At 62.9% G+C, this 22,827-nt stretch carries 21 protein-coding genes; 11 read left to right on the plus strand and 10 right to left on the minus strand.

What is annotated here, in order from left to right:
- Window positions 1-2: 2 nt before the first annotated feature.
- From AC0L16_RS19040 to AC0L16_RS19055, 4 genes are all read right to left on the minus strand, one after another.
- Window positions 3-1,142: an ABC transporter ATP-binding protein gene (locus tag AC0L16_RS19040; RefSeq protein ID WP_473622523.1), complete on the minus strand. Its 1,140-nt coding sequence runs from the start codon at window positions 1,140-1,142 to the stop codon at window positions 3-5.
- A 74-nt stretch (window positions 1,143-1,216) separates the two neighbouring features.
- Entirely contained in the window at window positions 1,217-2,314 is a 1,098-nt protein-coding gene (locus AC0L16_RS19045) for a polyamine ABC transporter substrate-binding protein (RefSeq protein WP_473622524.1), read from the minus strand.
- 348 nt (window positions 2,315-2,662) lie between these two features.
- Entirely contained in the window at window positions 2,663-3,616 is a 954-nt protein-coding gene (locus AC0L16_RS19050) for a DMT family transporter (protein ID WP_473622525.1), read from the minus strand.
- Window positions 3,617-3,755: 139 nt separating this feature from the next.
- Window positions 3,756-5,210, minus strand: a complete 1,455-nt coding sequence (locus tag AC0L16_RS19055; protein WP_473622526.1) for a helix-turn-helix domain-containing protein — start codon at window positions 5,208-5,210, stop codon at window positions 3,756-3,758.
- A gap of 246 nt (window positions 5,211-5,456) precedes the next feature.
- On the opposite strand from AC0L16_RS19055, the gene aceA reads away from it, so the two are divergent.
- From aceA to AC0L16_RS19075, 4 genes are all read left to right on the plus strand, one after another.
- Entirely contained in the window at window positions 5,457-6,746 is a 1,290-nt protein-coding gene (aceA, locus tag AC0L16_RS19060) for an isocitrate lyase (protein WP_473622528.1), read from the plus strand.
- Between the two features lie 55 nt (window positions 6,747-6,801).
- Window positions 6,802-7,044 carry an SMc00767 family acetate metabolism repressor gene (locus AC0L16_RS19065; protein WP_473622529.1) on the plus strand — a complete coding sequence of 81 codons (243 nt, stop codon included), beginning with the start codon at window positions 6,802-6,804 and terminating at the stop codon, window positions 7,042-7,044.
- Window positions 7,045-7,324: 280 nt separating this feature from the next.
- Entirely contained in the window at window positions 7,325-7,738 is a 414-nt protein-coding gene (locus tag AC0L16_RS19070; RefSeq protein ID WP_473622531.1) for a response regulator, read from the plus strand.
- Window positions 7,739-7,935: 197 nt separating this feature from the next.
- On the plus strand, window positions 7,936-8,379 hold the full coding sequence (locus AC0L16_RS19075) for a Fur family transcriptional regulator (RefSeq protein WP_202364333.1): 444 nt from the start codon (window positions 7,936-7,938) through the stop codon (window positions 8,377-8,379).
- A 68-nt stretch (window positions 8,380-8,447) separates the two neighbouring features.
- Here the strand turns inward: AC0L16_RS19075 and AC0L16_RS19080 are convergent, their stop codons facing one another.
- The 5 genes from AC0L16_RS19080 to AC0L16_RS19100 all read right to left on the minus strand — a co-directional run bounded on the left by AC0L16_RS19080 (window position 8,448) and on the right by AC0L16_RS19100 (window position 12,923).
- Entirely contained in the window at window positions 8,448-9,293 is an 846-nt protein-coding gene (locus AC0L16_RS19080; RefSeq protein WP_473622532.1) for a metal ABC transporter permease, read from the minus strand.
- On the minus strand, window positions 9,290-10,147 hold the full coding sequence (sitC, locus tag AC0L16_RS19085) for an iron/manganese ABC transporter permease subunit SitC (protein WP_473622533.1): 858 nt from the start codon (window positions 10,145-10,147) through the stop codon (window positions 9,290-9,292). The genes AC0L16_RS19080 and sitC overlap by 4 nt, the downstream gene beginning before the upstream one ends.
- Entirely contained in the window at window positions 10,144-11,049 is a 906-nt protein-coding gene (locus tag AC0L16_RS19090; RefSeq protein ID WP_473622535.1) for a manganese/iron ABC transporter ATP-binding protein, read from the minus strand. Before AC0L16_RS19090 ends, sitC begins: the two co-directional genes overlap by 4 nt.
- Window positions 11,046-11,966: a metal ABC transporter substrate-binding protein gene (locus tag AC0L16_RS19095; RefSeq protein WP_473622536.1), complete on the minus strand. Its 921-nt coding sequence runs from the start codon at window positions 11,964-11,966 to the stop codon at window positions 11,046-11,048. Before AC0L16_RS19095 ends, AC0L16_RS19090 begins: the two co-directional genes overlap by 4 nt.
- 240 nt (window positions 11,967-12,206) lie before the next feature.
- A complete protein-coding gene (locus AC0L16_RS19100; protein ID WP_473622537.1) occupies window positions 12,207-12,923 on the minus strand; it encodes an HAD family hydrolase in 717 nt (238 codons plus the stop codon).
- 148 nt (window positions 12,924-13,071) lie between these two features.
- On the opposite strand from AC0L16_RS19100, the gene AC0L16_RS19105 reads away from it, so the two are divergent.
- The 4 genes from AC0L16_RS19105 to AC0L16_RS19120 all read left to right on the plus strand — a co-directional run bounded on the left by AC0L16_RS19105 (window position 13,072) and on the right by AC0L16_RS19120 (window position 17,349).
- Entirely contained in the window at window positions 13,072-14,508 is a 1,437-nt protein-coding gene (locus tag AC0L16_RS19105; RefSeq protein WP_473622538.1) for a glutamine synthetase family protein, read from the plus strand.
- Between the two features lie 45 nt (window positions 14,509-14,553).
- Window positions 14,554-14,922: a four helix bundle protein gene (locus tag AC0L16_RS19110; protein ID WP_473622539.1), complete on the plus strand. Its 369-nt coding sequence runs from the start codon at window positions 14,554-14,556 to the stop codon at window positions 14,920-14,922.
- Between the two features lie 58 nt (window positions 14,923-14,980).
- A complete protein-coding gene (locus tag AC0L16_RS19115; RefSeq protein ID WP_473622540.1) occupies window positions 14,981-16,264 on the plus strand; it encodes an NAD(P)/FAD-dependent oxidoreductase in 1,284 nt (427 codons plus the stop codon).
- 227 nt (window positions 16,265-16,491) lie between these two features.
- A complete protein-coding gene (locus tag AC0L16_RS19120; RefSeq protein ID WP_473622542.1) occupies window positions 16,492-17,349 on the plus strand; it encodes an SH3 domain-containing protein in 858 nt (285 codons plus the stop codon).
- A 117-nt stretch (window positions 17,350-17,466) separates the two neighbouring features.
- On the opposite strand, the gene AC0L16_RS19125 is transcribed toward AC0L16_RS19120, so the two are convergent.
- Window positions 17,467-18,213 (minus strand): SDR family oxidoreductase, encoded by a 747-nt coding sequence (locus AC0L16_RS19125; RefSeq protein ID WP_473622586.1) that lies wholly within the window; start codon window positions 18,211-18,213, stop codon window positions 17,467-17,469.
- Between the two features lie 302 nt (window positions 18,214-18,515).
- Here AC0L16_RS19125 and zwf point away from each other — a divergent pair, with 302 nt between their 5' ends.
- The 3 genes from zwf (at window position 18,516) to edd (ending at window position 22,598) form a co-directional block, all read left to right on the plus strand.
- Window positions 18,516-19,985, plus strand: a complete 1,470-nt coding sequence (zwf, locus tag AC0L16_RS19130; protein ID WP_473622543.1) for a glucose-6-phosphate dehydrogenase — start codon at window positions 18,516-18,518, stop codon at window positions 19,983-19,985.
- Complete coding sequence (pgl, locus tag AC0L16_RS19135; protein WP_473622545.1) at window positions 19,967-20,683, plus strand: 6-phosphogluconolactonase; 717 nt, start codon at window positions 19,967-19,969, stop codon at window positions 20,681-20,683. The genes zwf and pgl overlap by 19 nt, the downstream gene beginning before the upstream one ends.
- Before the next feature lie 70 nt (window positions 20,684-20,753).
- Entirely contained in the window at window positions 20,754-22,598 is a 1,845-nt protein-coding gene (gene edd, locus AC0L16_RS19140) for a phosphogluconate dehydratase (RefSeq protein WP_473622546.1), read from the plus strand.
- The last annotated feature ends 229 nt before the right edge of the window (window positions 22,599-22,827 follow it).

The following is a 22,827-nucleotide window of genomic DNA, read 5'->3' on the forward strand; positions in this document are numbered from 1 at the left end:
CCCTATCGCGTCAGCACGACGCCGGCATCCGGCCGGAACGACACCCAGGCACGGTCGTTCCAACTCAGTGGATCCTCGATGATGCGGGCCGAGTTCATCGTGCTCGCCCGCACCACCTGGCCGTCATCCAGCCTGACGTGATAGACGGTCATGTCGCCGAGATAGGCGATATCGTAGACCTCGCCCTCGATTGCGTTGACAGCGCCGGCCGGCCTCGTCGACGATATTCTGATCTTCTCCGGCCTGATGGCGAAGGCGACGGCCGCGCCAGTTGCGGCATCGCCGGCATTCTCGGTGCGGATGCTGATGCCGTTGCCGGCATCTATGCTTGCCGCACCCGCCTCGCCATGCGCCATCTTGCCTTCGAACATGTTGACGTTGCCGACAAAGCCGGCGACAAAGCGGGAACCCGGCGCCTCGTAGACTTCGGCTGGCGTTGCCACCTGCATCACCTCGCCCTTGTCGATGATGGCGATGCGGTCGGCCATGGTCATCGCCTCTTCCTGGTCGTGGGTGACGACGACGAAGGTGAGGCCGAGTGACTGCTGCAGATCCATCAGCTCGAACTGCGTTTCCTCGCGGAGCTTCTTGTCCAGCGCGCCCAACGGCTCGTCGAGCAGCAGCACCTTCGGCCTTTTAGCGACCGAGCGGGCAAGCGCGACACGCTGGCGCTGGCCGCCGGACAATTGGTGCGGCTTGCGCTTGGCGAACTGCTCGAGCTTGACCAGCTTCAGCATCTCTCCAACGCGCGCCGCGATCTCGGGCTTCGGCATGCCGTCCTGCTTGAGGCCGAAGGCGATGTTGTTTTCGACCGTCATATGCGGGAACAGCGCATAGGACTGGAACATCATGTTGACCGGCCGCCGGTATGGCGGGATGCCGCGCAGATCCTGGCCGTCGAGCAGGATGCGGCCGGCGGTCGGCTCCTCGAAGCCGGCGAGCATCCGCAAAAGCGTCGATTTTCCGCAGCCCGACGCCCCGAGCAGGGCAAAGAACTCGCGCTCGAAAATCGTCAGCGACAAATTGTTGACGGCGGTGAAGTCACCGAACTTCTTGGTGACCTTGTCGAACTGTATGTACGGCTTGGCGTTCGGATCGTTCCATGGCGCGAAATCCCTGCGGATGCTGCCAAGCGATTTCATGTCCCACTCCGTCCTGCGTTCTATCCCCAGAAGACCTGACCCCGGCAGCACCTGCCGGGGTCGTTGATTGTCGCTTACTGTCCGGTGACGATCTTGGTCCAGGCGCGGGTGACGACACGCTGGGTCTTGGAATCGTAGGGGGCGATGGTGAACAGTTTCGCCAGCGTCGCCTCGTCCGGGTAGATCGCCGGATCCTCGAGTATCTCCTTGTCGATGAACTGCTGCGACGCCTTGTTGCCATTGGCGTAGAAGACGTAGTTGCTCGACTTGGCGATCACTTCCGGCTTCATCATGTAATTCAGGAATTCATGCGCCTCGGCGACATGCGGCGCGTCGGCCGGGATCGCCATCTGGTCGAACCACATTTCGGCACCTTCCTTCGGCACGGAATAGCTGATCTCGACGCCACGGTTGGCCTCCGTCGCACGGTCGCGCGCCTGGAACACGTCGCCCGACCAGCCGACGGCCAGGCAGATGTCGCCATTGGCCAGGGCGTTGATATATTCCGACGAGTGGAACTTGCGGATGTAAGGCCTGATCTTCAGCATCAGTTCTTCCGCCTTGGCGAAATCGTCCGGCGACGTGGTCTCGGGATCGATGCCCAGATATTTGAAGGCGTTCGGCAGGATGTCGCTCGGAGAATCGAGGACATAGACGCCGCAATCCTTCAGCTTGGCCAGCTTTTCCGGGTTGAAGAACACGTCCCAGCTATCGATCTTGTCGGTGCCGAGCGCTTCCTGCACTTTCTTGACGTTATAGCCGAGGCCGACCGTGCCCCACATGTAGTTGATCGAATATTCGTTGCCGGGATCGTACTTGGCTGTGCGCTCCGAAACGATGTCCCACATGTTGGAAATGTTGGGCAGCTTCGACTTGTCGAGCTTCTGGAACACACCTGCCTGGATCTGGCGTGCGAGGAAATTGGCGGTCGGCACGACGACGTCGTAGCCGCTGCCGCCGGCAAGCAGTTTCGTCTCCAGGAGCTCGTTGGAATCGAAGGTGTCGTAGGTGACCTTGATGCCCGTTTCCTTGGTGAAATCCTCGATGATCGCGCTGTCGATGTAATCCGACCAGTTATAGACATTGACGACGCGGTCCTGGGCATCAGCGCCGAGGGTGAAAAGCGTCAGAAATGCCGAGGTCGCCGAAAGCCAGAATGCTTTGCGGGTCATGGGTCTCTCCTTTGATGAGTGTTCCATCGCCAGCTCGTCGCGGGGCTGCGCGGCGGGGCGTTTGCTTCAGATTATTGGGCTTTCCGACAAGCCACAAGCGCGAACCGCCGTGGTTCGATGTGCAGCGGCCGAGTCCCCCGTTCCCATGTCGTGATCCAGGTGGCATTCCGGCGCCGTCAAAGGCTCTCGCCACGGCGCGGGCAGGGATACGACGATGTTGTCCGGTCTCGGTCGGGCCGGAGGGGAGACTTGGCAAGATGAGCCTGTCTTGTTGTTGCCGTATGTGCAGCCTGCCCGCGCGGCTGCGCCATTGTCAATGGCTCATCTCGCTTTGGCGCGTGCGCTGCATCAATTAGGCGACGGCATACCGGTGACACCCGGCCGCACCGGCCGCGCCTGACGCTTGAATTCGAGCCCGATATGGACGAGCAGCGCCGTGACCACGACCGTGCCGCCAAGGATGGTGCGTCCCGACGGCACCTCGGAATGGATGAGCCAGACCCAGATCGGGCCGAGGATCGGCTCGAAAGTGCCGAGCAGTGCTGCGACAGCAGCCGGGACGAGCCGGGCGCCGGTGGCGAAAAAGGCAAGGCCGAGACCGAGATTGACCACGCCGAATGCAAACAGGAAGCCCATGTCGCTGCTGGAAACGCCGAATTGCGATGCCTGGGACGCCGCGAATGCGGCGGCAATCATCGTGCCGAGGCAGGTCGCCGGCGTCATGCGCACATGGGCAAAGCGTCGCGTGATGACGGTGGCGATCGAAAACATCACGGCGATGAGCAGCGCCAGGCCGTCGCCGACGGGCGACACCGCGCCATCGAGCGATTCCGATACCATGATGGCAACGCCGGCAATGACGGCGGCAATCGCCACCCAGGTCGCCAACGCCACCCGTTCGCGAAACAGCACCCAGGCAAACAGCGCCGCCAGAAGCGGCACGCCGGCCTGCATCAAAAGGATGTTGGCGACGGTGGTGTAGGCAAGCGCCACGACGAATGAGGTCGATGCGGTGGCGAAGCAGAACGCCACGGCAAGGCCGGGCAGGCCCATGCCGCGGAACAACTTCACCATGCCGTGCCAGCCGTCGCGCCAGACCATGAAGCAGATCAGGAAGGCGGCGGCCCAGACCGAGCGCCAGAACACCACGGTCCAGCTGTCGCCGGCGTCGATGAAGCGGGCGATGGCGCCGCCGAAACTCCACATCAGCGCCGACAGGAAAATCAGCAGGAAGCCGACACGCTCGTCACGCGGCGAGACGGCAGGCGATACGGCTATCGGTGATGATGATGTATCGGTCATGATTGCGACTGTCGGCGATTTCGGGGCAATAGGATGCACAGCGGACGACAGACACGTGCCACATTCGCGTAGCGCAAAGGCAATGCCAGGGGGTGATCCACCGGGCAGCGACGGTTGTGGCAAGATGGCAGGTTGCCCGTCACTGGAAATCGAAGGCGCTCAGTCCGGTCACCATTTCGTCGAGGCCGAGCGGACGCGTCACCGGCGGCTCGGCGCGGGCGAGGCAGCCGATGCGTTCGCACAGCCGGCAGGCCGGGCCAACCGGCGTGGCCGGATTGGTGCCCTGTCCGGCTTTTCCGGCCGCCGCGGCAGCCGGCCCCGGCAGCGCCGCGCCATAGACGATCTCGTCACGAAAGCCGATGTCGCAGCCGAGCAGAAGCGCGGTACGGCGCGGGCGCTCCGCAAACGAGCCTTGCGGACCTTCGAGCGTGCGGGCGACGCAGAGGAACTCGGCGCCGTCGGGCATTTCCACCGCCTCGACGAAGATCTGGCCGGGCTGGGTAAAGGCGGCATGCACGGGAAGTTTTGGACAGCCGCCGCCGAAGCGGCTCTGCGGAAAACCCTGGCTGCCAGCCTTGCGGAAGCGGTTGCCGGCATTGTCGACCTCGAGCATGAAGAACGGCACGCCCGGCGTGCCCGGCCGCTGCAGCGTGGTCAACCGGTTCGCCACCTGCTCGAAGGAGACGCCGAAGCGCGAGCGCAGCACGTCGATGTCGTAACGCGCGCGCGTGGCGGCTGCGTGAAAGGATTGATAGGGCATCATCAGCGCGTGGGCGGCGTAGCGGCCAAGCTCGAAGCGGGCGAGCCGGCGGGCCTCATCCGTGGTCAGCTTCAGCGCCTGGATCTCACTTGCCACCGCGACCGTCATGCGGATCAGGCAGGCCTCCATCGCCACCTCGCGCAACTGGTCGAACGGCGACAGGCGCTCGGACAGGAACAGACGCTGCGAGTGGCGGTCGTAGCGGCGGCGCCAGTTCGGCATGGTGGCGACCGGCAACACCTTGACGACGATGCCGTATTCGCGCTTCAGCCAGGCCTTCAGCGCGCCGAGCAGATCGTCGCCGGGATCGAGCACCGACGTGAATGCCTCGGCCTCCTCTTCCAGCGCGGCAAAATGATTCGGACGGCGCTCGAAAATCTCGTGCACCTCGTCGATCGGCAAGCGGGCGCCGGACAGCGCCGTCGCTTTGCCCTCACGCGCCAGGAGCTCGTTGAGGTCGGAAAGGCGCTCGGCCTGCTCGCGATAAGCGCGAAACAGTTTTATCACCGCGGCGGAAGCGTTGGGCGCCGCCTCGGCAAGCTCGATCAGCTCCTGGTCGCCAGGCAATTCGCCAACCAGCAGCGGATCGGAAAACACTTCCTTCAAGGCGGTGACCGACCCCCTCGCCTCGCCCTGCAATTCATGCGGGTCGACCTTGTAGACAGATGCCAGCTTGAGGATCAGCTGAACCGTCAGCGGCCGCTGGTTGCGCTCGATGAGATTGAGGTAGGACGGCGAGATGCCGAGCCCTTCGGCCATCGCCGTCTGGGTCAGGCCCTTGGCGCTGCGGATGCGGCGGATGCGCGGCCCGGCGAAGATTTTTTGATCGGCCACTCGGCTGTCCTTGACAGAATTTACATGACTCCCGCGCGGCGCTGCCCATGCCGGCCTTTTACAATCATGACAGATTTACAGCGCCCGACTGTCAAACGCAACACAGGTTTTCCCTTATTTTCCAGCCAATCCTCTGGTTTTCCTCGCCTGGCTCCCGCCAAAATGTAAATGCTGTCACACCAAAACGGCGCAGAAATTTCCATCAGGCGGCGTTTCTATCCCAGCAACGATCTGTCGGAGCGACCAATGACTGATTTTTACAACCTCGTCCCCTCGGCGCCGGAAGGTCGCTTCGACGGCATCGAGCGGCCCTACTCGCCGGACGATGTGAAGCGGCTGCGCGGTTCGGTCCAGATCCGGCAGAGCCTCGCCGAAATGGGCGCCAACCGGCTCTGGAAGCTCATCCACGAAGAGGACTTCGTCAACGCGCTTGGCGCCATGTCGGGCAACCAGGCGATGCAGCAGGTCCGGGCCGGGCTGAAGGCGATCTACCTGTCTGGATGGCAGGTCGCGGCCGATGCCAACACCGCATCCGCCATGTATCCGGACCAGTCGCTTTATCCCGCCAATGCGGCGCCCGAACTGGTCAAGCGCATCAACCGCACCCTGCAGCGCGCCGACCAGATCGAGACCTCCGAAGGCAAGGGGCTTTCGGTCGACACCTGGTTCGCGCCTGTTGTCGCCGATGCGGAAGCCGGCTTCGGCGGACCGCTCAACGCCTTCGAGATCATGAAGGCCTTCATCGAGGCGGGTGCCGCCGGCGTCCACTACGAGGACCAGCTGGCGTCGGAGAAGAAGTGCGGCCATCTCGGCGGCAAGGTGCTGATCCCGACCGCCGCACACATCCGCAATCTCAACGCCGCGCGGCTTGCCGCCGATGTCATGGGCACGCCGACGCTGGTCGTCGCGCGCACCGACGCGGAAGCGGCAAAGCTGCTCACCTCCGACATCGACGAACGCGACCAGCCGTTCGTCGACTATGGCGCCGGCCGTACGGTGGAGGGCTTCTATCAAGTCAGGAACGGGATCGAGCCCTGCATCGCACGGGCCGTCGCCTACGCGCCCTACGCCGACCTGATCTGGTGCGAAACCTCCAAGCCCGATCTGGCGCAGGCCAGGAAGTTCGCCGAGGGCGTGCACAAGCACCATCCCGGCAAGCTTCTCGCCTATAATTGCTCGCCGTCGTTCAACTGGAAGAAGAACCTCGACGATGCCACGATCGCCCGGTTCCAGAAGGAACTCGGCGCCATGGGCTACAAGTTCCAGTTCATCACGCTGGCCGGTTTTCACCAGCTCAATTTCGGCATGTTCGAACTCGCCCGCGGCTACAAGGCGCGGCAGATGGCGGCTTATTCCGAGTTGCAGGAAGCTGAATTCGCGGCGGAAGCCCACGGCTATACCGCGACCAAGCACCAGCGCGAAGTCGGCACCGGCTATTTCGACGCCGTGTCGATGGCGATCAGCGGTGGCCGGTCTTCGACCACGGCCATGCATGAATCGACCGAGCACGCCCAGTTCAAACCGGCGGCGGAATAGCACAAACGCAACAAAATAGAGGAACGCCCCCAAAGGGGTATAAAGGAGAAGACCAATGGCATCGATAAGCCGCGTCAAGGAACGGGCCGAAGAACAGGCCACTACCATGACCGTCGACCAGCAGGCGACCATCCGCATGCTGGCCAACGACCTGCACAGGCTCAACCAGTCGGTGATGAAGGCGGTCGAGGCCGGTGTGTCGGTAGAACTCGTGCGCTCGGCACGACACCATGGCGGCGACGGCAACTGGGGCGATCTGCTGATCCCGGTGATCGTCACGCAACGGAGCCTCAGCTGACCGAAATCCGACCAACCCCTGCTGGCGGATCCGGCATCACCTGCGCAGTTCTCTGCGCAGGTGATTTGCACTTGCACAACCAGGTTGCATGCAGGGAGAAAGAGAACTTGTGATTTAAATTTTAACCTTTCTTCCGATGTTCTCGATGCCAGCCATTTCAGCTTGACATAGGCAGCGATCTCACGGCAATTGTTTTCAAGGTACAACCCTGCATTGAAACCAACGAGTGCCCGCCCTGCTCATGCGCCCCTTGAATCGCACTGTGAACCAGCTGAGTTTGATGAGCCGGAACGTCGACCCCGAAATGCTCACCGACTTCACCCGCGTGCTCGTCGTCGGAAAATCGCCGGTCAACCGGGTGGTGGTTTCGAAAATCGTCGAACGGTCCGGGCTCAAACCGATCTCGGAATCGCCCGAAACGGCAGCAACGACGCTGCGCTCGCTGATTCCCGGAGCTGTCGTCCTCGACGGCGGAGCCGACAACAAGGATTGCGACGCGCTGATGTCGGGTATCGATGCGCTGCGGCGCATCTCGGGCGGGTCGCGTCCCTCGGTGATCCTGCTCTCGACCAGAAGCGGCACACCGGAGAGCCTCGGCCTGTCGAGCGTCGTCGATGCAGTGGTCGTCAAACCGATCACGACCGAACGGCTGCAGCCGGTGATCGACCATTTGATCGGGCTCGGACGCAGCTAGCCGGCGTCTTAAATCCGGCTCCTTCCTCGCTTCTTGCGATCGGATCTGGATATCCTATGTCAGTATGTGACCGCCTGACAGCGAACCCAGTCCGATGTCCTTTTGCAATTGCGACGCATCTGGGATAGCACCTTCGAACAAATCCGCAGGCATGTTCCGACTTCGCGACATGGCTGTCGATATTGGCGGATCATGACATGTCCTCAGAACAGACCATCGCCGCGCTTTGCAGGGAACTCGGACTGCGCATCACCGGTCCGCGCCGCGTCATCATGCGCGTTCTATCCGAATCCAGCGACCATCCGGATGTGGTGGAGCTGCATCGCCGTGTTGTCGCCATCGAGCCGACGATCGCGCTCGCCACTGTCTATCGCACCGTCAGCCTTCTGCGCGAAAAGGGCATTCTGGAGCGGCACACCTTTGGCGATCGGCGCGCCAGATACGAAACCGTCCCGCGTGAGCATCACGATCATCTGATCAACATCGAGACCGGAGATGTCATCGAGTTCCAGTCGGCGGAGATCGAGCGGCTCCAGGAGGAAATCGCTCGACAGCACGGATTCACGATCATCAGCCACAGACTGGAGATCTACGTGAAGCCGATCCAGAAAGCGCGACGCTCTCGTCAAACCAGAGAATGACCGCTAGTTGTTCTTGTTCTATGCATGTCGTTATCCCAAAACCGCTGCGCACTTTTGGGCGACATGCATTAGCCCTCCTCGCCGAGTTCCATTCGGCCGGCTTTGAGTGTCGTGACGACGAAGGCTGCGATGAAGGCGGCAGACAGCATGAGAACGATGGTCGGAGCCGGTGCGCTGTCGATGAAGAAGGACAGATAGACGCCTAGAAACGATGCGGCGACCGCGATCGCCACCGACAGGATCAGCATGGCGCTGAACTTCCTTGTCAGCAGGAAGGCGATGGCGCCAGGCGCGATCAGCATGGCGATGGCCATGATGAGGCCGACCGCCTTCAGCGCGCCGACGATGGTGAGCGAGATCAGGCAAAGCAGGCCGTAATGGAGCAGGTTGACGCGAAGACCAAGCGCGCGAGCCTGAGCCGGGTCGAAGGCGTGCAGCAGGAAGTCGCGCCACTTGATGCCGATGATGCCGGCCGTGATCGCTGCAATGAGCCCCGTTTCGACGATGTCGCGCAGGCCGATGCCCAGAACGTCGCCGAACAATATGTGGTCGAGATGCACGTCGGACTGAATTTTTACGTAGAGCACCAGGCCGAGGCCGAACATGCCGGAGAAGACGATGCCCATTATCGTGTCCTGCTTGATGCGGCTGTTGTCCTTGAGGAAGCCGGTGGCGAGAGCGCAGACCATCCCGGCGGCGAAGGCGCCGATCGAATAGGGAAATCCGAGGATGTAAGCGATGACCACGCCGGGAAAGACGGCGTGGCTGATGGCGTCGCCCATCAGCGACCAGCCCTTGAGAACGAGAAAGCAGGAGAGCAGCGCCGTCGGCACAGCGACCAGAACCGAAGCAATCAGCGCATTGACCATGAAGCCGAACTGGAAGGGGGCAAGCAGTGTATCGAGGATGCTCATGGGCTGGCCTCCAAGGCCCGCGCCGAGCGGCGGCGGGCTGCCAGCATTCCATGCTTGGGAGCGAAGAAGAAGGCGGCGAGAAAGATCAGCGTCTGCAGCACGACGATGATGCCGCCGGTGGCGCCGTCGAGGAAATAGCTGACATAGGCGCCGGTGAAACTCGTCGCCGCGCCGATGACGACCGCGATGACGAGCAGGCGCGGAAAGCGGTCCGTCAGAAGATAGGCGGTTGCACCGGGGGTCACCACCATGCAGATGACCAGGAAGGCGCCGACGGTCTGAAGCGCGGCGACGGTGGAGGCCGATAGCAGCATGAAGAACATGATCTTGAGCGCGCTCGGGTTGAGGCCGATCGAGCGGGCATGGCTCTCGTCGAAGAAGACCACCATCAGATCCTTCCATTTCACCAGCAGGACGGCGAGCGAGACGAAGCCTATGATGGCGAGCTGAAGCGTATCTTCCGGAGTGATGGCCAGGATGTTGCCGAGCACGATCGTCTGGATATTCACCGAGGTCGGCGACAGCGACACCATGAACAAGCCGAGGCCGAAGAAGGAGGAAAAGATCAGGCCGATGATGGCGTCTTCCTTCAGCTTGGTGCGTTGGTTGAGGAAGAGCATCGCCGCGGCGGCGAGCCCGCCGGAGAAGAAAGCGCCGATCGAGAAGGGAAGCCCCAGCATATAGGCGCCGGCGACGCCCGGCACGATCGAATGCGAGAGCGCGTCACCGATCAGCGACCAGCCTTTCAGCATCAGATAGCAGGACAGGAAGGCGCAGACACCACCGACCAGGGCCGACACCCACATGGCATTGAGCATATATTCGTAGCCGAACGGCTCGAGCAGGACACTCATTCGTCCGGCTCCCGCATCTTTTGCTGCATGGCTCCGTTCTCTCCGTAGAAGACCAGTGGCCGCTCATCGTCGGTGATGACGGCAAGGCGGCGCCTGTCGTCGTCCTCATGCAGCCCGGCGCCGCCCAGCACGAAATGACGCAAGACGCCGCCGAACGCCTTTTCCAGGTTCGCCTGCGTGAAGGTCTGGCCGGTCGGCCCGTAGGCAAGGACCGTGTTCCGGAGCAGCACGGCACGGTCGCAGAACTCCGGCACGCTACCCAGATTATGCGTCGAGACCAGCATCACCCGGCCTTCGTCCCGGAGCGCGCGCAGCAGTTCGATGATGGCGTCCTCGGTCCTGACGTCGACGCCAGTGAAGGGCTCGTCGAGCAGGATGACGCGCCCGTCCTGCGCCAGCGCCCGAGCGAGAAAGACCCGCTTCCTCTGCCCGCCCGAAAGCTCGCCGATCTGGCGCTTGCGGAAATCGCTCATGCCGACACGCGCAAGCGCTGATGTAACCGCCTCGCGATCAGCCGCCTTCGGAAGGCGCATCATGCCCATATGGCCGTAACGACCCATCATGACGACGTCCTCGACCAGGACTGGAAAGTTCCAGTCGACCTCCTCGGCCTGCGGCACATAGGCGACGACGTTCTTCCTCAGCGCGGCCGCGGCCGGCTGTCCGAGAACAAGAATTTCTCCCTTTGCCAGCCGCACGAACCCCATGATGGCTTTGAACAGCGTCGACTTGCCCGAGCCGTTGACACCGACAAGTGCCGTGATCGTGCCTGTCGGAATTTCAAAGCTCGCATCGCGCAGCGCCGTGTGGCCGTTGCGGTAGGTGACGGTCGCGGCACGCACGGCAAGACCGCCCCCCGCATCCGCGGACGCGGCGGCAAGAGGCGGAACGGCCTCATTCATTGCGACAGCCCTGCGGCGAGGCCTTTCTGAATTGTGTCCGACGTCACACGCAGCAGGTCGATATAGGTCGGCACCGGGCCGTCAGCCTCGCTGAGGGAATCGACGTAGAGCACGCCACCGTATTGCACTCCCGTCTCGCGCGCGACCTGCCGGGCCGGCTTGTCCGACACCGTGCTTTCGCTGAAGACGGCGACGATCTTGTTTTCCCTGACGGCGTCGATCACCTTGCGAACCTGCTGCGGGGTGCCTTGCTGGTCAGCGTTGATCGGCCACAAATAAAGCTCCTTCAGCGCGAAATCGCGTGCGAGGTAGGAGAAAGCGCCCTCGCTCGACACCAGCCAGCGCCTGTCCTGCGGGATCGAGGCAAGCTTGTCGCGGATCGGCGCGACGGCCGCCTCTATCTTTGCCTTGTAGGCTTCCGCATTGGCCTTGTAGGTCTCGGCATGCGCCGGATCGTGCTCGACGAAGGCGTCGCGGATGTTGTCGACGTAGATCAGCGCGTTTGTCGGCGACATCCAGGCATGCGGATTCGGTTTACCGGTATAAGGTCCCTCGGCGATGCCCATCGGTTGGACGCCCTCGGAGACGATGGCGCCGGGCACGTCGCTGAGGTTCTGGAAGAATTTTTCGAACCAGAGTTCGAGGTTGAGCCCGTTCCACAGAATGAGCTGTGCGCCCTGCGCCCGCTGAATGTCGCCCGGCGTCGGCGCGTAATTGTGAATCTCCGCCCCCGGCTTGGTGATCGATTCCACGATCGCTGCGTCGCCCGCCACGTTCTTCGCCATGTCGGCGATGACGGTGAAGGTCGTCACGGCCTTGAATTTTTCCTGCGCTTTCGCTGGGCTTAAAGCCACTGCCGCAGCGAAAACCGCAGCCATCAACCCGGCGACAACCCATCGCCCGTATCTCTCGATCATCAAAATCTCCTGTCGCGATTTACTCGCATGTCGCGCGGGCGCTGTGACGCCGCGCTTGTCGCATATTCTGCAATTGCGACTGATTTGCAAGTAGAAAACGATTTTACAGCATCGATTGTACAAGCGCCGCGCGATGGAGAGTCAGCGACAGCGCGGCTCTTTGGCGGAGCGAACAACAAGGATTGCGACGCGCAATGTCCGGCCCTGCCGCGCACGTCCGGCTCGACGCCGAGACGGCGATCAGCCGGCTTTCCCGATGCTTTCGACCAGCCCGGGCAGTTCCGACAGATCGGCAATCTGGCGGAAGCGAGGCGCGGTGACCGGAGGCTCGACATGTTCCAGCACCCAGGTCAGTTCATGCGGCACGTGGACGCCCCAACCACCGGCCTCGATGGCCGGCACCACGTCCGACTTGAGCGAATTGCCGACCATCATGCTTTTTTCGGCGCCATCACCGTGGCGCCTGAAGATGCTGACATAAGTAGCGGGGCTCTTGTCGCTGACGATCTCGACGGCATCGAACAGGTCACCGAGGCCCGATTGCGCCAGCTTGCGTTCCTGATCGAAAAGGTCGCCCTTGGTGATCAGCACCAGGCGATACGCATCCGCCAGTTTTTCAACGGTTTCGCGCGCATGAGGCAGCGCCTCGATCGGATGGCCAAGCATCCCGCGGCCGGCGGCGAGAATTTCGGCGATGACCGAGGCCGGCGCGCGGCCCTCGGTAATCTCGATCGCCGTTTCGATCATCGACAGGGTAAACCCCTTGATGCCAAAACCGTAAACGGCGAGGTTGCGCTTCTCGGCCTCCAGCAATCTTGCCGAGATGTGCTGCTCCTCGGCATGATCGGCGAGCAGCGCGGCAAAGCGCTTTTCGGTGATGCGAAAGAACTGCTCGTTCTGCCAGAGCGTGTCGTCGGCATCGAAGCCGATCGTGGTCAATTCATGATTTTTCCGCATTCGACGTCTCAGCCGAGGTCATAGGACTTGCGTCGAACCTAAGCTGCTTGGGGCGGTTTTCAACTGGGCAGGCGAACGCAACCGCGCTCCCCTTCCCTTCCATCACCGGCCCCGGCTATACTCCCAAATCCGCAACCCCATCTGGTGAATGATGCCGCCTGCAAAAAAGGAAGTCCGTCCGTCGAGCCGCGGAGGACGTATCCGCACGCCTGCCTTCGTGAAAAATCAACGTGGTGTGAAAAACTGGAAGGAAGTCGGCGCCTGGCTGGCGTGGCGCGGCATCGAGGATATCGAATGCATCACGCCCGACCAGGCCGGTGTTGCGCGCGGCAAGATGATGCCGTCGAAGAAATTCACCTCCAACACTTCGCTGGCGCTGCCCTCGGCGGTGTTCATGACGACGATCTCCGGCGGCTACCCGGAGAACGGCAACGGCTTCCACTATCCGGAAGACGACGGCGACCTCAAGCTGATGCCGGACCTTTCGACACTGACCGTGGTGCCGTGGGAAGAGGATCCGACGGCGGCGGTCATCTGCGACCTCGTCCACCAGGACGGCCGCTCGGTCGAGTTCACGCCGCGCAACGTGCTGAAGCGTGTGCTTGCCGCTTACGACAAGCGCGGGCTGAAGCCGGTGGTGGCGCCCGAGATCGAGTTCTACCTGGTGCGCAAGAATCCGGATCCGGACTACCCGCTGACCCCGCCGGTCGGGCGTTCGGGACGGCCGATCGGTGGTGGCGCCGGCTATTCGATCGCCGGCGTCAACGAGTTCGACGAACTGATCGACGACATCTACCATTTCTCCGAAAGCCAGGGCCTGGAGATCGACACGCTGATCCACGAGGAAGGCGCGGGCCAGCTCGAGATCAATCTGCGCCACGGCGATCCGATCGAACTGGCCGACCAGGTGTTCATGTTCAAGCGCACCATCCGCGAGGCGGCGCTGAAGCATGAGATCTATGCCACCTTCATGGCCAAGCCGATCCAGGGGCAGCCCGGGTCGGCCATGCATATCCACCAGTCGATCATCGACAAGAAGACCGGCAGGAACGTCTTTTCCGCCGAGGACGGCTCGGAAACCGAAGCCTTCTTCCATTTCCTCGGCGGCATGCAGAAACATGTGCCGAACGCGCTGGTGATGTTTGCGCCCTACGTCAATTCCTATCGCCGGCTGACGCAGTCGGCTTCGGCGCCGGTCAACAACAAATGGGGCTACGACAACCGCACCACCGCCTTCCGCGTCCCGCGCTCCGACCCGGCAGCCAGGCGCGTCGAGAACCGCATCCCCTCCTCAGACGCCAATCCCTATCTGGCGATGGCCGCATCGCTCGCCTGCGGGCTGATCGGCATGACCAACAAGATCAAGGCCGAACCGCCGGTTCTCGCCACGGCCAACGAGGCCGAGATCGACCTGCCGCGCAGCCTGCTCGAGGCAGTCGACCTGTTCGAAGCCGACGAGGAACTCTGCGCGCTGCTCGGCAAGTCGTTCGCCGCCACCTATGCGGCGATCAAGCGGGCGGAATTCGAGACCTTCATGGAAGTGATCAGCCCGTGGGAGCGGGAGTATCTGCTGCTGAACGTGTAGTAGGGGAGTAGGGAGTAGGGAGTAGGGGAGTAGGGGAGTAGGGGAGTGACTGAGAAAACGGGTTCCTACAAGGATTTAATAGTTTGGCAGCAGGCAATGGACCTTGCGGTGGCGGTTTACGGCGCGACGAAATCGTGGCCGAAGGAGGAGCTTTACGGACTGACCAGCCAAGTGCGGCGCGCTGCAAGCTCGGTGCCGGCGAACATAGCGGAAGGCTATGGCAGGGAGGTCCGGGGTTCCTATCAGCAATTTCTTCGTATCGCTCAAGGGTCACTGAAGGAGTTGGAAACCCAGCTTCTGATCGCTGAGCGTACCGGCATCGCGCCGAACGGGACAGCGGCTTCATTATTGGCGAGCAGCGAAAGTGTCGGAAAGCTTCTTCGACTCCTAATCCGCAAACTTTCAGCCGACTAGCGTCTCCCCTACCCTATTCCCCTATTCCCCTATTCCCCTATTCCCCTATCCGAGCATCATGAATTACCAATCCCCAATCTCCCCCGGCCGCTCCTGGTATGAGGACACGGCCGGGCCGCGGCCCGAATACAAGGCGCTCGACGGCGACCTGAGATGCGACGTCGTCGTCGTTGGCGGCGGCTTTACCGGCCTGTCGGCGGCGGTGCACCTCGCCAAGGCCGGCAGCAATGTCGTGCTGATCGAAGCGCATCGTTTCGGCGACGGCGCTTCGGGCCGCAATGGCGGCCAGCTCGGCACCGGTCAGCGCGCCTGGGCCGAGGAGCTCGAAGCGGAATACGGCTTTTCCCGGTCCAAGGCGCTGTTCGACCTCGCCGAAGAGGCCAAGGCGCATCTCCTCGAATTCGCCGCTGTCAACAAGATCGAGATCGACTACATGCCCGGCCAGATGTCGGTGGCGCACAAGCAGCGCTACGTCGACGACTACAAGGCGCATGCCGAGATCATGGCGAACCGCTTCGGCTATCCGCACATCAGCTTCATGGACGCCAAGGAGACGGCGGAGCGATTGGGCTCGGCGCGCTATTTCGGCGGCACTCGCGACACCGGCACCGGGCACATCCATCCGCTGAAGCTGGTGATCGGCACGGCAAGAGTGGCGGCGCAGGCGGGCGCGCAGCTGTTCGAGCAGACGCCGGCGACCAGCATCGCGTCCGTTGGCGGCAAGGTCAGGGTCACGACGCCGAATGGCACGATATCAGCCGAGAAATGTCTGATCGGCATCAATGCCCATGGCGGCACGCTCGAGCCGATCAGTGCCGCGCATATCATGCCGATCGGCTCTTTCATCGGCGCGACGGTGCCGCTTGGGGATTCAAACGTGTTGCCGGGCGGTGAGGCGGTCGACGATTCCCGTTTCGTCGTACGCTATTTCCGCAAATCGACGGATGGGCGGCTGCTGTTCGGCGGGCGCGAGATCTACGCGGTCAACGATCCGAAAGACATCCATGTCCACATCCGCCGGCAGATCGCCGAGCTTTACCCTGACCTCAGGGATGTCGAGATCACTCATGGCTGGGGCGGCTATGTCGGCATCACGATGCCGAGAAAACCGTTCGTGCGCGAGGTGATGCCCAATGTGATCTCGGTCGGCGGCTATTCCGGCCACGGCGTCATGCTGTCGAACTTTTTCGGCAAGCTCTATGCCGAAACCGTCGCCGGCAACCGGGACCGGCTGAGGCTGATCGAGGACCTGAACATCCCGGCCTTTCCCGGTGGCCGGCGCTTGCGCGCGCCTCTGCTGTTTTTTGCACTCAACTGGTATGCCTTGAGGGACCGCATATAACCACAGGTTGCAAAATCCCTTGCAAGTTGCAGATTCGATGGTAAAGGTGCAGAATCCGCCCGGCAAGGGCGCAGTGATGCCACAATCGCCGGCAAAGGATGCCGGTTCTGGGCAGTCGAAGGGGGATTTTGCGGGCCTGCCCGCGTTGGATTGGGACCGATGCCGACCAGATGCCGGTTTCCGGCACAGGTCGTAAGAACGTTGGCCCGCAAATGGAGGTTGTAAGAGTGAGAGAGCCCTTCAGTTTCGGCGCGCCGGAACGACGGCGCTTTGCGATGCAGTTTGGCTACGACATGCAGCCCAGGTTCTGGCGGCAAATCCGGTCGAACCTGCATCTGGTCATCGCCGCGTTTGGCACAGCAGCGCTGCTTGGCGTGGCAGCGGTGGCGCTATGGCTGGCATTGCCGGCCACCGAGAGACAAGCGGTCGCGAGTCCCGAGCAGATCGTTTCCAGCATTCCGGTGAAAACGACAAGGATCGTGCCGGCCGCTGCCGCGGCCGCGAGGATAGAAGCGGCGCAGCAGGCTGCGAGCAAGACCGATGCGATTTCGTCGGCGGTGATTGCAGCGAAGGCCGAGATAGCGGCGCTGGCGCCCAATGATCCTCGCTGGACAGGATCGGGACCGAAGACCACATCCGGCCAGACGGGGGGCGGCCAGACGGCAGGCGGCCAGATGGCGGGCCAGGCTGAAAAAGCAGACAAGCCGTCCGCTGCGGCGGCATTCGCCGATCCGGCAGCGAAAACCAAAGTGGCAGCATTGATTGCCAAAGTCGCTGCTCCCGCCAAGGCGGCGACGGACGGCGCGCCAACCGCCGCCATCCCCAACCCGAAGCCGCTGCCGGCCGCGACACAGACGGATGGCACCCGGGCCAAAGTCGAGGCCAAGCAGCCGAGCGCGGCAGAGACCGGACGCATCCTCAGGGGCGTCACCATGCGCACCGGTCCGAAGAACAGTGCGGCCGCCATCGTCACCATTCCCGCCAAGACCTCTGTTCAGGTGATGGGCTGCAAGAAATGGTGCCAGATCGATTACAACGGCAAACGCGGCTGGATCTACAAGAGCTTCGTCAAGACCGGCGCGTAGGATTGGTCAGGCCATTCCTTGACGTGACGTTGCCCACGGCTCATTTGGCTGCCGCAATCAGCCGCCCGGGTGCGAGGGACGGTCAAGTCAAACTTGAAACCGACAGGGCCGGACGGATCAGATGCACCGTCCGCCGTCGACCTCCAGCGCCACGCCAGTGACGAAGGCCGCCTCGTCCGAAGCCAGCCAGAGCGCCGCGTTGGCTATGTCGAGCGGCGTCGAAAGCCGGCCAAGCGGGATCGACGCGCGGAATTTCTCCCGGATTTCGGGTGTGTCGGCGCCCATGAACTTTTCCAGCATGCCGGTCTCGCCAGCGACCGGGCACAGGCAGTTGACGCGGATGTTCTTCGGCGCGAGTTCCACCGCCATGGATTTGGTCGCGGTGATCGCCCAGCCCTTCGACGCATTGTACCAGGTAAGGCCGGGCCGCGGCCTGATGCCGGCGGTCGAAGCCGTGGTCAGGATGACGCCGCCGCCTTGCCTATCCATCACCGGCACAACCGCCAGAGCGGCGTGGTAGATCGCCTTCATGTTGACGGCCGTGATCAGATCGAAGGTCGTCTCGTCGACCTCGAGCATATCGCCGTTGCGATGGGTGTAGCCGGCATTGTTGACCATGATGTCGATGCGGCCAAAGGCGGTTGTTGCGGCATAGACCATCTCGTCGAACCCGGAACGGGTCGAGACGTCCGTCTGGGTCCAGATCGCCGCCCGGCCGATCTCGTTGGCGACGCGTTCGGCGCCCCTCGCGTTGAGGTCGGCGACAACGACCTTGGCGCCCTCCTCGGCAAAACGCTTGGCCATGCCCTCGCCGAAGCCTGACGCGGAACCGGTGATGATGGCAACTTTGTTTTCCAGGCGCATGGCTTTTTCACTCATGATGGGAGACGACCGCTCCGGCAGCCTGCGGCAATGGCCGCCGAAAGATCAATACACCGATTTCTCCTTTGGCTTTCACCTCGATCCCGCTCTATGCTGCATCTGCGAAGGCCTCCCGGAACCACCTCGCCGACAAGCGTCCGGGTTGCGCCAGTGTCAAGGGCACACATCACAACAATCGGCAATCACCCGATTGGCCTGAGGTGTGACGTCGTGGCACTGGAAAATCTAAATCGATTAGATTATATCGACCGCGTCACAGCGACCGGCGTCAAAGCGGACAGACCATGACCAGCCAGATCATTCCAGTCGACCCTTTCGACTTCATCATTTTCGGTGGCACCGGCGATCTGTCGGAACGCAAGCTTTTGCCGTCGCTGTATCACCGCCAGCGCGGCCATCAGTTTTCCGAACCGACGCGCATCATCGGCACGTCGCGCTCGAAAATGACTGACGAGGAATTCCAGGCTTTCGCCAGGCAGGCGATTTCCGACCATGTGAAACCGGCCGATATCGACGCCACGGAGTTGAAGACGTTTCTTGGCCGGCTTTCCTATGTCTCGGCCGACGCGACGACCGGCGCGGGCTTCGACAAATTGAAGAAGGCGATCGGCGACAGCGAATGCATCCGCGCCTTCTACCTGGCGGTGGCGCCGGCGCTGTTCGGCGACATCTCGCACAAGCTGAAAGAGAACGGGCTGATCACGCCGAACTCGCGCATCGTGCTGGAGAAGCCGATCGGGCGCGATCTCGCCTCGGCGCGCGAGCTCAACGATGTGGTCGGCGACGATTTCCATGAAAGCCAGATTTTCCGCATCGATCACTATCTCGGCAAGGAAACGGTGCAGAACCTGATGGCGCTGCGCTTTGCCAATGCACTCTACGAGCCGCTGTGGAATTCCGCCAATGTCGATCATGTGCAGATCACCGTGGCCGAAACCGTCGGCCTAGAGGACCGCGTCACCTATTACGACAAGGCGGGCGCGCTGCGCGACATGGTGCAGAACCACATGCTGCAGCTTCTCTGCCTCGTCGCCATGGAGGCGCCGTCGTCGATGGACGCCGACGCCGTGCGCGACGAAAAGCTGAAGGTGTTGCGCGCGCTGAAACGCATCAACGGCAACGATGCCCCCAAGCACACGGTACGCGGCCAGTACCGTGCCGGGGCCTCGGCCGGCGGGCCGGTGAAAGGCTATGTCGAGGAGCTTGGCAAGAACAGCAACACCGAGACCTTCGTCGCGCTCAAGGCCGAAATCGGCAACTGGCGCTGGGCGGGCGTGCCGTTCTATCTCAGGACGGGCAAGCGGCTGGCGACGCGCGTCTCGGAAATCGTCATCGAATTCAAACCGATCCCGCATTCGATCTTCGGCGACAGCGCCGGGCCGATCTCCGCCAACCAGCTGGTCATCCGGCTGCAGCCCGACGAAGGCGTCAAGCAGTTCATCATGATCAAGGATCCGGGGCCGGGCGGCATGCGGCTGCGCCAGATCCCGCTCGATATGAGCTTCGCGCAATCTTTTGACGGCCGCGCGCCCGACGCCTATGAGCGACTGATCATGGACGTCATCCGTGGCAACCAGACGCTGTTCATGCGCCGCGACGAGGTCGAGGCGGCGTGGAAATGGATCGACCCGATCCAGGACGCATGGGAAAGCGCCAGGCAGGAGGCGCAGGGCTATACCGCCGGCACATGGGGTCCCTCCGCCTCGATTGCGCTGATCGAACGCGACGGGCGGACATGGCACGAGAGCAATTGAGCAGCGCCGCCTATAGCTGGCACGCATTTGCCGAACGCCAGGACCTGGCGGCTGCACTTGCAGGCCACGTCGCAGGCCGCCTGACCAATGCCATCGCTGAGCGCGGCACGGCATTGCTCGCCGTTTCCGGCGGCACGACGCCGGCGAAGTTTTTCGCATCGCTTTCGAATATCCCGATCGCCTGGAACAAGGTCACGGTGACGCTGGTCGACGAGCGTTGCGTGCCGGTCTCCTCTGCGCGCTCCAACGCCGGGCTGGTCGCCGCCAATCTTTTGCAGAACGACGCCGCAGCCGCACGTTTCGTGCCGCTCTACCAAGAGGCGGAAAGCATCGAGAATATGTCGGAGGCCGACAGCAGGGTGTTGCGGTCGCTGCCCTGGCCGCTCGATGTGGTCGTGCTTGGCATGGGAACCGATGGCCATACCGCGTCGTTTTTTCCTGACGCCGACAATCTGGAAAGACTGCTCGACCCATCCTCGGAAACGGTCGTATTCCCGGTTCACGCGGCAAGCGCCGGCGAGCCGCGGCTGACGCTGTCGCTGGCGCGGATCGCCAGCGCCGGCTTCGTCGCGCTGCACATCGAGGGTGAGGACAAGTGCAAGGCATTCGAAAGCGCGATGGCATCGCAACCGCGAAAACCCATTCGCGCCGTGCTCGACACCGCCGAGAGACCCGTGGAAGTTTTCTGGGCACCCTGATTCAACTTGCCGAGGTCCCGGCAGATAGCCGGGAGGTGTTCCCGAGACCTCGTTCGAAAGGACCGACGCCATGACCGCGAGACGCGACATCGAAGCCATCACCGAGCGCATCCGCCAACGCTCCAGGCCGGGGCGCGAAGCCTATCTCGGCCGCATCGCCGAGGCATCGAGCCGCACTGCCAACCGGGCCGTGCTGTCGTGCGGCAATCTCGCCCATGGCTTTGCCGTGTGCAGCCCTTCGGAAAAGCTGGCATTGGGCGGCGACCGGGTGCCGAACCTCGGCATCATCACCTCCTATAACGACATGCTGTCGGCGCATCAGCCTTTCGAGACATTTCCAGCACTGATCAAGGACGCGGCGCGCGAGGCCGGCGGCATTGCCCAGGTCGCCGGCGGCGTGCCGGCGATGTGCGACGGCGTCACCCAGGGCCAGCCTGGCATGGAGCTGTCGCTGTTCTCGCGCGACGTGATCGCCATGGCGGCGGCGATCGGCCTGTCGCACAACATGTTCGACGCCGCCGTCTATCTCGGCGTCTGCGACAAGATCGTGCCGGGGCTGGTGATCGCGGCGCTGACTTTCGGCCATCTGCCGGCGGTGTTCATCCCGGCCGGGCCGATGACGACGGGCCTGCCCAATGACGAGAAGGCCAAGGTCCGCCAGCTCTATGCCGAAGGCAAGGCAGGACGGGCCGAGCTGCTCGAGGCCGAGTCCAAATCCTATCACGGGCCGGGAACCTGCACCTTCTACGGCACGGCGAACTCCAACCAGATGCTGATGGAGATCATGGGCCTGCACACGCCGGGCGCCTCCTTCGTCAACCCCGGCACGCCGCTGCGCGACGCGCTGACCCGCGAGGCGACGAAGCGGGCTCTGGCGATCACCGCGCTCGGCAACGCCTACACGCCGGCCGGCCGGATGATCGACGAGCGCTCGATCGTCAACGGCATCGTCGGCCTGCACGCCACCGGCGGATCGACCAATCACACCATCCACCTGATCGCCATGGCGGCCGCGGCCGGCATCGCCATTAGCTGGCAGGATATTTCGGATCTTTCGGAAGCCGTGCCGCTGCTGGCGCGGGTCTATCCGAACGGCCTTGCCGACGTGAACCATTTCCACGCAGCCGGCGGGCTCGGCTTCCTGATCCGCGAACTGCTCGACGAGGGCATCCTGCACGAGGACGTCCAGACGGTTTGGGGCGAAGGGCTGCGGCCTTATGCGGTCGAGGCCAGGCTCGGCGCCGATGGCAGCGTGGTGCGCGAGGCCTCGCCGCGCGAAAGCGGTGACGAGAAGGTGCTGGCGCCGTTCAAGAAGGCGTTCCAGCCGACGGGCGGGCTGAAAATGCTTTCCGGCAATCTCGGCCACGCCGTCATCAAGACCTCGGCGGTGAAACCGGAGCGGCGCATCATCGAGGCGCCGGCCAAGGTTTTCGACAGCCAGCAAGGGCTCAACGAGGCGTTCAAGGCCGGCACGTTGACCGGCGATTTCATCGCCGTCATCCGCTTCCAGGGCCCGAAAGCCAACGGCATGCCGGAGTTGCACAAGCTGACCACCGTGCTCGGCGTGCTGCAGGATCGCGGCCAGCATGTGGCGCTGGTCACCGACGGGCGCATGTCGGGCGCGAGCGGCAAGGTGCCGGCGGCGATCCATGTGACGCCGGAGGCGGTCGAGGACGGCCCGATCGCCAGGATCCATGACGGCGACATCATCAGGCTCGACGCCGACGCCGGAACGCTGGAAGTCTTGGTGCCGGCAGGCGATTTCGCGCTGCGCCGGGCAGCGGACAGCGATCTCGTCGGCAATGAATTCGGCTTCGGCCGCGAGCTTTTCGCCGGGTTGCGGCAAATGGTCGGCCGTGCCGACCACGGCGCCAGCGCATTCGGAAACAACGCGGCGGAATTCGCACTGCAGTGAATAAGGGCGCCGCGGCCGTCTGACGCTGTCCGTCGATTGCCGCGCAATTTGCCTTTTTGGCCACTAGGTTACCTCTAAGTCATTATTGGCCTATCTCGTGACCGGTCATTCGTAGCCGATGCAGCGGGGAGCGGGACCGAGGGCTTCCGCGTCTTCAGAAACGGCAAAGTCCGACTTTAGCGGAAGCTCGTTCGCGCCCGGCCGAGGCGGTTCGATCAGGATGCCGGAA

This window comes from Mesorhizobium sp. WSM4848, from assembly GCF_055811375.1.